We start from the raw sequence: 14491 nt of genomic DNA on the forward strand, positions 1-14491 counted from the left end.
TCATTGTTTAACGTCGAGTTCGTTGATGAACCGAGCCCACTTTCGAACCAGACAGGTTGTAAAGGGTCATATCGTGCGCATGTTAGATGATGGGCAGCAAGCAAAGACCAATCTGCTTACTGCCCATCATTATAATGTTGGTTCTCTTTAGACCCGCTGACCCTATTCGACTGGGCTTCAAATTCCGTTACCCCAAATTACCTTTTCAAGCAATTGCATGACGTTAATCACGCCCCTGCGTTGGTCCTTCCAACGCAAACCTAGGAACAAGAACCCCGATTGACCCGCGCTACCCGCTTACGCGTTTCGCTACCTTCAGCGAATGACTCCTAATGTGTGCCGAATTCAACTCTAGCCTCTAAACAGAGCTATGGAAACCTCTCTCCAATTCCAACGAGTGAGATTTTATTCCCGAAAGGGTCTGTTTAACATCACCCAAATGGGTGCTTTTATTCGCTAAAGTCTGTTTTACGTAAAAATCACCCTTTTAGGTGTCATAGCCTAAGATTGGCGCTAACCATCGTTCGGTCGTCATCATGTCCATGCCTTTTCGATCCGCGTAATCTATTACTTGATCTTGCTGAATGCGTGTAACGGAAAAATACCGTGACATGGGGTGTGAAAAGTACCATCCGCTAACCGCAGCGGTTGGCAACATTGCAAAGCTTTCCGTGATGGTCATCCCAGCATTTTCCTCGGGAGACAGGAGATCCCAAAGAGTCGCTTTTTCAGTATGATCAGGGCACGCTGGATAACCTGGCGCCGGGCGTATTCCTCGATACTTCTCTTTAATCAGCTCATCATTAGTCAGCGACTCATCAACCTCATACGCCCAGAATTCTTTTCTGACTCGTTCGTGCATGTGTTCAGCAAATGCTTCCGCTAAACGATCGGCCAGAACCTTGAGCATGATCGATTGATAGTCGTCATTATCGGCTTCAAATTCGGCGATCTTTGACTCAATTTTATGTCCCGTAGTGACAGCAAAACCACCAATGTAGTCGGCTATGCCAGTGTCTTTAGGCGCTATGTAATCAGACAAACAATAGTTTGGCTGTGTGTTCTTTTTCTTATCTTGCTGGCGTAAGTGATGGAGTGTATGTGACACTTCACTGCGCGTGTCATCACAATACACACTAATATCATCGCCATCGCTGTTAGCCGGAAAAAAACCAATGACGCCGCGCGCTTCTAACCAACTTTCTTCTACCAATTGGGTCAACATTGCCTGGCCGTCGGCGAACAATTTTTTGGCTTCCGCACCAACGACCTCGTCATCTAAAATTCGCGGATAGCGTCCAGCCAATTCCCATGCACTGAAAAATGGCGTCCAGTCGATTCGGGCAATAAGTTTATTCAGATCATAATCGTCGAAGGTTTTTAAACCAAGAAAGCTTGGTACCTCTGGTTGGTAATCAGTCCAATCTATGTCGACGCAGTTTGCTCTAGCCTCTTTAATTTCTAATGTTCGATGAACTTTGCCATGCTTAGCTCGCTCGACTCTGATGCGCTCATATTCATCTTTTAAACCATCAACGAAACTTTCTTTGTTATCCGACGACAGTAAGTTTTGAGCAACACCCACCGCTCTTGAAGCATCAGCGACATGAACAACTTGATCATTTAGAAGATTTGGTTCGATCTTAAGTGCGGTATGCACTTTAGAGGTGGTTGCACCACCGATCATCAATGGCATATCGATGTTTTGTCGCTCCATTTCCTTTGCCACGTAGACCATCTCATCTAATGATGGGGTTATCAGACCAGACAGGCCAATGATATTACATTGATTGGCAACCGCTTCTTTTAAGATGGTTTCAGCGGCCACCATGACGCCTAAATCAACCACCTCAAAGTTATTACACTGCAAAACAACACCCACGATATTCTTACCAATATCGTGCACGTCGCCTTTAACTGTGGCCATCAGAATTCGGCCATTGGTGTCGCCGACCTCTTTTTCTTCTTCGATGTAGGGCATAAGGTAAGCAACGGCTTTTTTCATTACGCGAGCCGATTTAACTACTTGAGGTAAGAACATCTTGCCGGACCCAAACAGATCACCAACGACATTCATGCCGTCCATCAGCGGCCCTTCAATTACGTGCAAAGGCTTCTCGGCCGCAAGGCGTGCTTCTTCTGTATCACTTTCGATAAACTCCGTGATCCCTTTAACCAAGGCGTGTGCCAGACGTTTTTTAACGTCCCAAGAGCGCCACTCTAAGTCTTGTTTGTTTTCAACAACTTTACCATCGCCACGATACTTCTCAGCGATTTCCAACAGGTCTTCTGTGGCGGTGTCGGTGGTATTAAGAACCACCGCCTCCACTTTTTCTCGGAGCTCTTTTGGCAGGTCTTCATAGATGGCAAGCTGACCGGCATTGACAATGCCCATATCCATACCAGCTTGAATAGCGTAATACAAAAAGACAGAGTGAATCGCTTCTCGTACTGGGTTATTGCCCCTAAATGAAAACGAAACGTTTGACACTCCGCCAGAAACCTTAGCGTGCGGAAGTGTCTGTTTTATCTCTCTGGTTGCTTCAATAAAGTCTACGGCGTAATTATTATGCTCTTCGATACCAGTCGCGATAGCGAAAATATTGGGATCGAAAATAATGTCCTCAGGCGGAAAGTCTAATTGCTGCGTCAATATATTGTAGGCGCGCGTGCAGATCTCCACTTTACGCTCTTTTGTATCAGCCTGCCCAACTTCATCAAACGCCATCACAATAACCGCGGCGCCATATCGCTGAACCAACTTAGCTTGCTCTAAGAACTTTTCTTCACCTTCTTTAAGTGAAATGGAATTTACGATCCCTTTGCCTTGAAGGCATTTCAACCCCGCTTCGATGACCTCCCATTTCGAAGAATCTATCATGACCGGCACACGCGAAATATCGGGTTCGGAGGCCATAAGATTCAAAAAAGTGACCATGACCTTTTCGGCATCTATCAGGCCTTCATCCATGTTCACATCGATGATTTGCGCGCCCGCTTCAACTTGTTGCCGCGCGACCTCTAACGCCGCTTCATAGTCTTCCTCTTTAATCAGCTTTTTAAACTTAGCAGAACCGGTAACGTTGGTTCTTTCACCCACGTTAACGAAGAGTGTTTCTTCGTTGATGTTAAACGGCTCTAGGCCTGAAAGGCGCATTGAAACTTCGGTTTTCATGCTAATTTCTCATTCTATTTAGTTCGGCATCGCCAGAACTTTGAAGTGTGTTAGATCGGAAAGTTGTAAAACTGCGATTTACGCCGGTCGCGGGTCCACAGTGGAAACACCATCAGCAATGGCTTTAATGTGCTCTGGCGAGGATCCGCAGCAGCCACCCACAATGTTTAAGAAACCACTTTCGGCCCATTCAACAATATGCTCCGCCATTTCGGGCGGCTCTAAATCGTACTCGCCAAGCTCATTAGGTAATCCTGCATTGGGGTGTGCGGATACACCAACCTCGGAAATTCTCGACATTTCGGCTATGTACTGACGAAGGTCATCTGGGCCTAAGGCGCAATTCAAACCAATGGTGATTGGTTTAGCATGACGTAGGCTGTTATAAAACGCCTCCGTCACCTGTCCAGTGAGTGTGCGACCTGACGCGTCAGTGATGGTCCCGGAAATCATAATTGGCAGTTCAACCGCATCTTCATCAAACACTGTTTTCACGGCAAACACCGCCGCTTTTGCGTTTAACGTATCGAATACCGTTTCAATTAAAATGATATCGGCTCCACCTTCGATCAAGCCTCGGGTGGCCAATGAATAGTCTTCCACCAACTCATCAAAACTGATTGCTCTAGCGCCCGGATCGTTTACATCTACTGACACCGATGCGGTTTTTTGATTTGGACCCAATACACCCGCTACAAAACGCGGCTTCTCCGGCGTTGAGTATTCTTGCGCGCACTGCTTAGCTAATTTTGCTGCAGCAACATTCAGTTCGTGGGCATGGTCTTGCAAGCCATAGCGCATCAGATCACTTGTGGTGGCATTGAAATTATTAGTTTCAATAATGTCGGCCCCTGCTTCTAGGTACTGCTTATGAATGCCAGCTATGATTTCGGGTTGTGTGATCACTAGAAGGTCATTCATGCCCTTCAATGGCGAACCCCATTCAGCGAAGCGATCACCACGGTAATGCTCTTCTTCGAGTTTATGACGTTGAATCATCGTTCCCATAGCACCATCAAGAACCAGGATACGTTCCGCCATGAGCGATATCAATTGTTCGCGAGTGTTCACGATTACTGCCTCACTATTCCAATGCGTTTACAAATTTCGCTCACTGGTTCTATTTTATTAAGAGCGTAGAAATGAATTCCAGGTACTCCATTGTCCAACAAATCGAGGCAAAGGTGCGTTACGACGTCCAGTCCAAATGCTTTTAGTGATTTCTCATCGTATTGATACTGTTCTAGGCGAGCGCGAATCCAACGTGGCAAATCCGCCCCACATGCGTCCGAAAACCGTACCAAAGTTGCGTAATTCGTTATTGGCATCACGCCAGGCACAATCGGTGCGCTTATTCCCATATGCTGAGCTTCATCCACAAACGCAAAGTAGCTATCGGCATTATAGAAATACTGTGTGATGGCCGAGCTGGCTCCCGCATCAAACTTTCGTTTTAAGTATTGGAGGTCGGTTAATGGGCTCGCTGATTCAGGGTGAAAATCTGGGTATGCAGCTACTTCAAGGTGGAGGTCATCGCCAAATTCTTCTCGAACAAATCGAACAAGGTCTTCTGCGTACTTAAAGAAACCACGTTCAACCATTCCTCCAGGAAGATCTCCGCGGAGAATCACGATTCGCTCTACACCTAGCTTTAAGTAAGAGCTAACGGTCTCTCGTATATGGTCTCTTGAAGCACCTACACAGGTAAGATGTGGCGCTGCGCTCGAACCCGATTCCAAAATAGATTTAACCGCATCGTACGTTCCTTCTTGTGTGCTACCACCCGCACCGTAGGTGACAGAGAAGAAAGTGGGGTCAAACTTTACGAGTTCAGAATGCACTTCCATCAAATTTTCGAACCCTTTGGGAGTACGAGCTGGGAAGAACTCAAAGCTGAGCTCGGGGTTATTACTACTCATGGTTAGACTCCTAATTTTATTAGGTTATAACCGCAGAGAGCTCTATGGCTTCGGAGTAACGCCGAAACCTCATCAGAGCTGTCCACAACTTTTTAAGGTTAATCTGTGACTTAAGCGAGAGTACTTCAAACACAGACATAACTTCAGTTCAGGCAAGAAGTAGGTAGGATGAAAGCAACGAGCAAGTGTCTCACTCGTTACTCTCCACTACTCGATTGGCTAATTGCAGCCGGCACCCAGCTTAATAGCGATAGTGCTCTTGCTTATACGGACCATCAACGGTCACATTGATGTAATCAGCTTGCTCTTGAGTCAATTGTGTTAACTTAACGCCAATCTTTTCTAGGTGTAAACGCGCTACTTTTTCATCAAGGTGCTTGGGTAGAATGTAAACTTCATTTTGATAGTTTTCACCCTTACTCCATAACTCAATCTGAGCCAATGTTTGATTGGTAAATGAGTTAGACATTACGAAACTTGGATGGCCAGTGGCACAACCCAGATTTACCAAACGGCCACGAGCTAGCAATATAATTCGTTTGCCATCAGGGAAGATAACGTGATCAACTTGATCTTTAATGTTTTCCCACTCGCAATCTTTTTCAAGTCCAGCCACGTCTATTTCATTATCAAAATGGCCAATATTACACACGATAGCTTGATCTTTCATGGCCTCCATGTGTTCGCGACGAATGATATTAAAGTTACCGGTAGTCGTAACAAAAATATCTGCGGTTGCAACCGCGTCCTCTAAAGTGACTACTTCATACCCCTCCATCGCAGCTTGTAGTGCGCAAATTGGGTCGATCTCAGTCACCTTTACAATAGCTCCCAATCCACGAAGTGACGCAGCAGACCCTTTACCTACGTCGCCATAGCCACAGACTACGGCTGTTTTACCAGCGATCATAACGTCTGTCGCTCGCTTAATGGAGTCCACTAATGATTCACGACACCCATACAAATTGTCGAACTTAGATTTGGTTACAGAGTCATTGACGTTGATGGCTGGGAATGGCAATACGCCTTCTTCGACCATTTTGTATAAACGAGCAACACCGGTGGTTGTTTCTTCGGTGACGCCTTGAATACCAGCAAGTCTGCGCGAATACCATGTATTGTCTTGCGCTAAAGTCTTTTTAATTGCATTAAAGAGACAGATTTCCTCTTCGCTTCCAGGAGTATCAAGCACCGAAATGTCTTTCTCTGCTTTCGAACCCAAAATCAGAAGCATGGTGGCATCACCACCATCGTCCAAAATCATGTTTGGCCCTGTATCACCTTCCCAACTCATGATTTGATGGGTGTACTCCCAATACTCATCCAAGTTTTCACCTTTGAACGCGAATACAGGAATGTTTTGAGCTGCGATCGCCGCCGCGGCGTGATCTTGAGTTGAATAAATATTGCATGATGCCCAACGAACATCGGCACCTAGAGCCACTAACGTCTCAATTAAAACCGCGGTTTGAATTGTCATGTGTAATGAGCCAGCAATTTTCGCACCTTTAAGGGGTTGCTCAGCGCGATACTCTTCACGGATGGAAACAAGACCTGGCATCTCTGTTTCGGCAATCGCAATTTCCTTACGACCGAAATCCGCTAAATTGATATCTTTGACTAAATAGTCAGTAAATTCTGGGATAGATGGATTAACACTCATCTTTCATCTCCGCTTAGTAAAAAGTTAATGAAAAATGAGCGTCGTTGCAATTTTCGATTACTCTAAAAGAGCATTCGTAACCACTTGAGCCTGACAGGTAGGACACCTATTGCAACGCTCCTCAAGTGAAATGTAGCGCGAGTATAGTCACCAACGCCAACAATTTCCAGTTCTGGATCTCAATTTTACCTCAATTATCGATTCTACTATCGTCTGTGTAACACAACAGTATCAACTCCATCTACGCACAATGTCTTGGAACCCTCAAGAACCCACAACGAAAACCGCTTGTAAAACAGTCAGCTTTTCACACACCGAGTAGCCCCCGCAGAGCATAGGATGAAGCCAGGTTTGTCACTTAATTGGCAGCTTTTAGTAAAATCTACTATTATCGTATGGGTATGCACAACATCTACGTTGAGCATCAGCGAGGTTAGTTTTATGGTCCATAGAATTTTATTTCGGTCGTTGTTGGTAGCCGCAGTCATGGGTTTAACTGCGTGTGCCACATCAAAAACGACTTCTCCTTCGCCGGTCTCGGATAATATTGACTGGAAACACAATGTATTGGCTTACAAAGAATCATTACCGCCAAAACATCCAGACAGAATTGAACACTTATTGGCACTACCAGCCCATATATCCGAAGATATCGTTCACCGGTTCGGCCACCTACCAGATAACAAAGCTATTGAAGCTCTCGCGAGCTGGTTGATCGACACTTCAGGTAAGGGGCTTCGGTACGATATATCAGCCGACCTGTCCCCAGAAGACTCATTTAACCAGCGTACCGGGAATTGCCTGAGTTTCACAATATTGTTGGTCACCTTAGCTGATGTTCTGAATATCGAAGTAAAATACAACGAAGTGGATGTCCCGGAAGCCTGGGGAAGCGATGGTGTCAATGAGTCTGTGTTGTATGAACACGTAAACGCAGTACAAATTTCACCTCTTCGAAAGCGGATATTTGATCTCGCGATCGGTGATTATCGCTACGGTTACCCTCAACGGCTAATCGAAGAAAATGTAGCAATAGCTAAACTGTTCAGCAACCGATCGGTTTCTAACTTGAATCGCGGTGATATGGAATCGGCCTTTCATAATGGCAAATTAGCTGCGGCATACGCCCCCTCAAACAGTTCCATCTGGGGGAATTTAGGCGTCGTGTACAAGAGAATGGGGGACGACAAAAAGGCTGAGAAGGCCTTTCTTCATAGCATGCAATTAGACGGTTTTAATATTGTGTCTGCGAGTAACCTAGAGCGGCTCTACAGATCTCAAAACAGGCACAGTCGAGCTAATAAGTATTCTAAGTTAGCCCAACGAGCCCGTCGCAACAACCCTTATTATCACTTTAGAAAGGCAGAAAGTTTGTTTGCCAACAATCAAGTGGATTCAGCGAATAAATCATTATCGGTTGCACTACGATTACACGGTAACGACCCTCGTTTTTTTGAATTACAAAGCAAAATAGACCTACGCCAGAAAAACGTTCTGGCTGCATTGCAATCCCTGGGTCAGGCCTACAAAGTAGCGCAACGGCTCAAAGAGAAAAATCGATACGCGGCTAAGTTCTTAAAACTCGAACGAAAGGGTTCCTATATCCCAACAAGAAGCGAACAACGAAACGGGCAAGTCTTGGGCACGGGGCGCGGGTAATATGAGAAATACATCCTCATTCTTTTCAATTACCTGCCTGATATTGATAACGTCAGGTTGCAGTACGACGTCTGGCCCAATCACGTCATGGTCAGATCAAGACTGGTATGACGAGACCCTTGCATACAAGGAAACACTTCCGCCAAGTCATCCCGACCAGATAGAAAATATGTTTTCGGTGAGCGATGAAACAAGAAAGTTGATTCAACGCAAATTTACCTCAAAAGACAAACACAAACGCGCGCGTAGATTAGCGCAATGGCTCATAGAAAGCTCTGGGCATGATATGGAGTATAAAATCGAGGCTAACCTAACGCCTGATGAAGCGTTTAAGAAAAGGCAAGGAAATTGCTTAAGCTTTACCATATTACTCATCACATTAGCCAATGATTTGGGAATTGAACTAAAATACAATGATGTGGACCTACCCAGTATGTGGAGCCTCGATGAGCAGGCGGGTCTGGTCTTCTACCGGCACATAAATGCCATATATCGTACTGCCACTCACACTCAAATTTTTGACCTAGCTATTGAAGATTATGATGCAGGATTCCCTCAACGAACCATATCCCAACAAGCCGCTGGCGCACTGCTACATAGCAATTTAGGGGTCGATCAATTAAGAAAAGACAATCAAGAACTAGCGTACCATCATCTTAAATTAGCAGCGTCATTGGATCCGTCCAATCCAGACCTTTGGATAAACCTTGGGGCAGCCTACAAACGGTTTGAGCAGTTTGATTTGGCTGAACATTCATTCAAAATTGCCTTGGAACTCGACGACAAACAAAGTTTAGCAGCCAGCAACTTGGAGCGATTGTATCGCCAATTAAATCAAAACGCTTTAGCTGATCGTTTTGGAAAGATCGCGCACAGAGCTCGGCAAAAAAACCCCTATGTTCAATATAAGCTGGCTCAAGAACAGTTAGATAGAAAGAAGTTTAGACCAGCGAAACGCACTATAAAACGGGCTATCAAACTTCATTCCGAAGATCCTAAGTTTTTCGAATTAAGCAGTGTGATACATCAACACCTAGGGCAATACAAAGAAGCAATTCTAGACTTAGAAAAAGCGTTCAATATGAGCAAAGACGTTGATGAAAGAGGCCGATACTTTGATAAAGTTCGATTGGTCGCTAAACGCGCAGAAGAAGAAGCGATTAATAGAAAAAACAGACGTGCATTGTCAAATACTGACTTACAACTGTCGCCCTATCGTCAACTTAATAATTAGAGTTTAGAGATATTACTAAATTGCATCACTCCCTGTGAATCGAGTGTCGAAACCACTTCCCCTCGTTCTGTTAAATACCTCAGATGAGCCATGGTCTCGCCTGTAGCAAGTACTTTCTGTATCGGATCTAGCTTTTTACGAAACATCTCCTTACGAGCTCCGATTGCTGTTTTAGGCTCATCTAGCGAAACCCGCAACCTGTTCAATTGAGCGTGATGATCGTCGATCATTTGTTGCATGCGCTCGGGATTGTTTCTAAACGGCTCTTGATGAGAGGGCAATATCAACGTAGTTCTTGGGATTAGGTCACGCAATTTTTCACAAGACAGAAGCCAATCACCTAACGGATCAGGCACTCGACTGCCTGGAAACACACTCACGTTAGAAGAGATTCTCGGCAATGATTGATCTCCAGAAATGAACACATCAGATTTTTCACAATACAAACACGCGTGTTCAGGTGAGTGACCATTACCAATCACCACAGACCAAACATGGTCTCCAATATTGAGTAAATCAGATTCTTTAATGAACCTAACTTGTTCTGGTTGAACTCGAGCTTCCCTAGGCTTTTCTTCATTTTTAAAAAACTCAACGATCGAATCTCGAGTTTGAGTATCAAAACCCAGTGATTGAAAATACTCTCCGACTGTTTTTGAATTTTCATCGTCATTTCGAGTAATGATCTCATGATAGTGACTAAATTCGCCTTGAGTCATGTGAATTTCACATTCGCACTTTAGTGCTAACCAAGATGCCAAGCCTATATGATCTAAATGAAAATGCGTTACGATGATTTTATTCACCTTCTGGTTTAAGAGAAACTCATCGAAAACCCCATCCCAAATGTCTTTACATGATTGATGATCGACGCCTGAATCAACGATTACCCACTCATCATTGTCTTTTAATAACCACAGGTTTATGTGATCTAAAGACATTGGAATCGGCATACGTAGCCAAAAGACACCCTCCGCAACTTCAAACGGCTTTCCAGGCTCTGGTGCCCACTCTTTATTGAACGGGTATTCTAAGATTGGCTTCGGAGAGAATTCGGTATCTAAATAGGTCACAACGGGCGTCAATATAAGTACTTCTAATAGCCCCATTATACGCCTCGTCTATAGCTAATACTCTGACAGGGTGTTTATTAAAATAGGCATTAGATATCACCCCCTGACGCATGAGGTATAATAGATCTGATAAATGCCAATGATAATTACTCATCTAGTGCATTTAGTTCCTTATATAGTTATAAGCCCTTATTACTTTGAATTATAAACGGCAAGCGGTATAGTCGCGCCACAGTTGGTTAATGCCAATTATTGCTGAAGACAGAAAAGCAGAGATGCCATGTATACGTATGATTCGGTCGACAAGACCATAGTAAAGGAACGTGTCGCACAATTTCGCGATCAAGTTCAACGCCATCTTGATGGAGAATTAACCGCTGCAGACTTACAACCACTGCGGCTCCGCAATGGATTGTATATGCAGATACACGCTCATATGTTGAGAGTGTCCATCCCATACGGTCTAATCAATGCCGAGCAAATGCGCAAACTTGCTCACATAGCGCGCAAGTACGATAAAGGTTATGGGCATTTCACTACTCGTCAAAATATTCAGTACAATTGGCCTGAGTTGATCGACGTGCCAGATATTCTTGATGAACTGGCCGACGTCGAAATGCACGCTATCCAAACCAGTGGTAATTGCATTAGAAACATCTCGTCCGATCAATACGCAGGCGTGGCAACAGACGAGATAATAGACCCAAGACCCTATTGTGAAATAATACGGCAATGGTCCACATTACACCCTGAGTTCTATTGGCTACCTAGAAAATTTAAGATCGCCGTTACTGGCGCTACAGAAGATCGCGCGGCCGTCCAATTTCATGATATAGGCTTAGAAGTCGTACACAATGAATCCGCAGAGATAGGCTTTCGAGTCTACGTCGGTGGCGGACTCGGTCGGACGCCAGTTATAGGAAAAGTCATCAAGGAGTTCTTGCCTCGAGACGATATTCTCTCTTATTGCGAAGCAATTTTAAGAGTCTATAACCTACACGGTCGTCGAGACAATAAGTATAAGGCTCGCATCAAGATTTTGGTGAACGCCATGGGCATCGAATCCTTTCGCGACGAAGTCGAATCCGAGTGGGCTCATATCAAAGAAGGAGAACTAAAACTGCATGACGTTGATTTTGAAACAATGTCTGCGTTCTTCCCCTCTCCCGCTTATGAGGAGTTGAGTGACGGTGATGAGCGAGTAAATAAGTGGCGACAGTTGGACAGTCGTTTTAAAAACTGGTTCGACAACAATACCGTGCAACATAAGCAGCCTGGGTATAGGATCGTCAATATCTCATTGAAGGAACACGGTGTTGCTCCGGGTGATATTACCGATGAACAAATGGACGCTGTCGCCGATATTGCTGATAAATATTCGTTTGGAGAAATTCGCTCCACCCATGAGCAGAACTTAGTTTTGGCGGACGTACGTGAACAAGACTTACTTGACGTATGGAAGGCGCTGGATACACAACGCCTAGCAACAGCAAATATCGGGTCTGTGAATGACATGATTTGTTGTCCGGGGCTTGATTTTTGCTCCTTGGCTAATGCAAGTTCCATCTCGATAGCGAAGCAGATTAACGATAAGTTTACGGATTTCAATGAGCTGTATGACATCGGTGAAGTAAAACTGAAAATGTCTGGCTGCATGAACGCATGCGGGCATCACCATGTGGGTCATATCGGCATACTTGGTGTGGATAAAAAAGGCGTCGAATGGTATCAACTTACCGTTGGTGGAGATGCCAGTAATAAAGCCGAGCTAGGTACCCGTTTAGGGCCAGCAATAGCGAAAGAAAAAGTAGGAGATGCTGTCTCCGATATTCTGCATGTATACCGAGATCAACGAGAAGGCGAAGAGCGGCTTCTCGATACATTCAGACGGATTGGTGTAGAACCTTTTAAAGAACGTGTTTACGCGGAGATAAACTAATGGCCTCTGATAAATCCATTGCGAACCGTAGTAAGAAAGTTCGACCCAAAGCTACTCCATCTAGAATACAAGAGAACATCGCCTCTAAGCAGGCGATTGTTGACAGAGAAATTATTGAAAATGAGATTGTGCACATCGCTGAAACGCAAGATCTTGTTGCGGCTGACTTGCCCAATCATCAGGTCAGTGTTCCCTTAAATCTTTGGTTAGATGAAAAAAAGCAGATTAAAGATCGCGCAGGAAAGGTGGCCGTCCAGTTAGCCGTTGATGAAATGCCAGAGGATTTAGTAGACGACTTGGCTGAAATTGATATTGTGGTCCTGCCCTTTGTGAACCACGTAGACGGTCAAGCGTATTCTCATGCCTACAAACTTCGAACTCGTTTTGGCTTTAAAGGCGAAATAAGAGCCATTGGTGATGTTAAGTTTGATCAGCTTAGCTTTTTAACTCGAGTCGGCTGTAATGCCTTTGAGTTACCCGATACCGAAAATTTGGAAACCGCTCTCAGAGCCTTTAACGAGTTCAGTGATGTTTACCAACCGTCGGCTGACGGAGCCAACCTAATATTTTCTAGGCGGCGCGCCCTTCATTAAGGAAAAATACCGAATCGATACCATGAGCCACATCACATTTGTAAAAAAGATACTAGCCAACGGCGAACTGTGCAAAAAATGTCAAGAGGTCAACGACCGCCTAAACGTTGAAGGCTTGATTGAGCAAATCAATCACATAGCTATTGCCGATGAGAGAGACGCTGAATCTGAAGGAATGCGTTTAGCAAAACAATACGACGTTGAACGCGCACCCTTTTTCTTGGTCGAAGAAAACGAAGAAGTAACGGTGTTCGATATTTATTTTAAGTTCAAAAAGCACATGGCGAGTAAAGGCTTCGAAGCTAAGGCTAAGGAACTTTAATTATGGATTGGTACTTGCTTCTTAAAATAGCAATTGTGGTGTTTATCTTCGCGCTGCCTGCTTATTTAGTCTACTTTTTAATTAAGTCGAATAAAAATAATTAGTATTTCCAGTGTGGAGTATTAACAATACAAGCGCGTATTAACTGCACTAACTCCCTTCTTTATACACTGAGACCCCCGCGGGTGCCTGACAGACTGGCATGATCTCCATGCGATTTACATTAACATGCTCCGGTTGAGTGACTAACCAACCGATCGTCTGGGCAATGTCATTTGCAGTCAACGGTTGGCAATTTGTGTACATCGAACTCGCTTTGTCATCATCACCTTCATACCGAACATTCGAGAACTCCGTACCACCGATCAACCCAGGTTCCAAGTTAGTTACCTTAATAGCCGTACCCATCAAGTCCGCTAACAACCCTAAACTAAACTGTTCAACGAAAGCTTTGGTAGCTCCATAAACATTGCCGCCTTTGTAAGCGTATGTTCCAGCAATGGAGCCCAAATTAATGATATGCCCGCGATTTCGCGCAACCATCTTTGGCAGTAATTGTCTAGTTAAGTAAGCTAACGCTAGACAGTTTGTATTAATCATCGTTTCCCAATGATCCCAATTACTTTTATCAGCAGAGTCTAAGCCCAATGCCAATCCAGCATTGTTAAGTAACACATCCACGTCGCAGGTTAAGCCTTCAAGCAATGTTAAAATTGCACCCTTATCATTAACGTCGCATTCGTAAACAGCATGTTTACCACCTAATTCAGAGTTTAGCTTATCAAGCTTTTCCTTGCGACGCGCCACCAATATCAACGAGAAACCAAGCGCGTGTAAATGACGCGCGGTAGCCTCACCTATACCAACTGATGCTCCCGTGATTAACGCTGTTTTTTGTGTCATGTATAAAGGCC

Annotated in this window: 9 protein-coding genes, 1 pseudogene and 1 riboswitch; of the genes and pseudogenes, 5 read left to right on the plus strand and 5 right to left on the minus strand. The window is 44.5% G+C overall.

Features of this window, described 5'->3' with window-relative positions; genetic code table 11:
• Positions 1-487: 487 nt before the first annotated feature.
• The 3 genes and pseudogenes from metH to ahcY all read right to left on the minus strand — a co-directional run bounded on the left by metH (position 488) and on the right by ahcY (position 6757).
• Positions 488-4216 (minus strand): annotated as a pseudogene (gene metH, locus ABWW54_RS02500) (methionine synthase).
• Positions 4217-4248: 32 nt separating this feature from the next.
• Positions 4249-5094, minus strand: coding sequence for a methylenetetrahydrofolate reductase [NAD(P)H] (gene metF, locus ABWW54_RS02505; protein WP_353409769.1), 846 nt, complete (start codon positions 5092-5094; stop codon positions 4249-4251).
• A gap of 241 nt (positions 5095-5335) precedes the next feature.
• A complete protein-coding gene (gene ahcY, locus ABWW54_RS02510) occupies positions 5336-6757 on the minus strand; it encodes an adenosylhomocysteinase (protein WP_353409771.1) in 1422 nt (473 codons plus the stop codon).
• 29 nt (positions 6758-6786) lie between these two features.
• A riboswitch (S-adenosyl-L-homocysteine riboswitch) is annotated at positions 6787-6886 on the minus strand.
• Positions 6887-7198: 312 nt separating this feature from the next.
• On the opposite strand from ahcY, the gene ABWW54_RS02515 reads away from it, so the two are divergent.
• Together ABWW54_RS02515 and ABWW54_RS02520 are read left to right on the plus strand one after the other, a co-directional pair.
• Positions 7199-8416, plus strand: a complete 1218-nt coding sequence (locus ABWW54_RS02515; protein WP_353409773.1) for a hypothetical protein — start codon at positions 7199-7201, stop codon at positions 8414-8416.
• Position 8417: 1 nt separating this feature from the next.
• Positions 8418-9650, plus strand: coding sequence for a transglutaminase domain-containing protein (locus ABWW54_RS02520; protein WP_353409775.1), 1233 nt, complete (start codon positions 8418-8420; stop codon positions 9648-9650).
• On the opposite strand, the gene ABWW54_RS02525 is transcribed toward ABWW54_RS02520, so the two are convergent.
• On the minus strand, positions 9647-10759 hold the full coding sequence (locus ABWW54_RS02525; protein ID WP_353409777.1) for an MBL fold metallo-hydrolase: 1113 nt from the start codon (positions 10757-10759) through the stop codon (positions 9647-9649). The genes ABWW54_RS02520 and ABWW54_RS02525 overlap by 4 nt on opposite strands.
• Before the next feature lie 244 nt (positions 10760-11003).
• Between ABWW54_RS02525 and ABWW54_RS02530 the strand changes: the two genes are divergently transcribed.
• The 3 genes from ABWW54_RS02530 to ABWW54_RS02540 are packed head-to-tail and all read left to right on the plus strand — an operon-like array spanning position 11004 to position 13577.
• Complete coding sequence (locus ABWW54_RS02530; RefSeq protein ID WP_353409779.1) at positions 11004-12662, plus strand: nitrite/sulfite reductase; 1659 nt, start codon at positions 11004-11006, stop codon at positions 12660-12662.
• Positions 12662-13255 (plus strand): DUF934 domain-containing protein, encoded by a 594-nt coding sequence (locus ABWW54_RS02535; protein ID WP_353409781.1) that lies wholly within the window; start codon positions 12662-12664, stop codon positions 13253-13255. The genes ABWW54_RS02530 and ABWW54_RS02535 overlap by 1 nt, the downstream gene beginning before the upstream one ends.
• Positions 13256-13277: 22 nt before the next feature.
• Positions 13278-13577: a hypothetical protein gene (locus ABWW54_RS02540; RefSeq protein ID WP_353409783.1), complete on the plus strand. Its 300-nt coding sequence runs from the start codon at positions 13278-13280 to the stop codon at positions 13575-13577.
• A gap of 150 nt (positions 13578-13727) precedes the next feature.
• On the opposite strand, the gene ABWW54_RS02545 is transcribed toward ABWW54_RS02540, so the two are convergent.
• Positions 13728-14480: an SDR family NAD(P)-dependent oxidoreductase gene (locus ABWW54_RS02545; protein ID WP_353409785.1), complete on the minus strand. Its 753-nt coding sequence runs from the start codon at positions 14478-14480 to the stop codon at positions 13728-13730.
• Positions 14481-14491 lie beyond the last annotated feature (11 nt).

This window comes from Arenicella sp. 4NH20-0111 (assembly GCF_040366405.1).
GTDB lineage: Bacteria > Pseudomonadota > Gammaproteobacteria > Arenicellales > Arenicellaceae > Arenicella.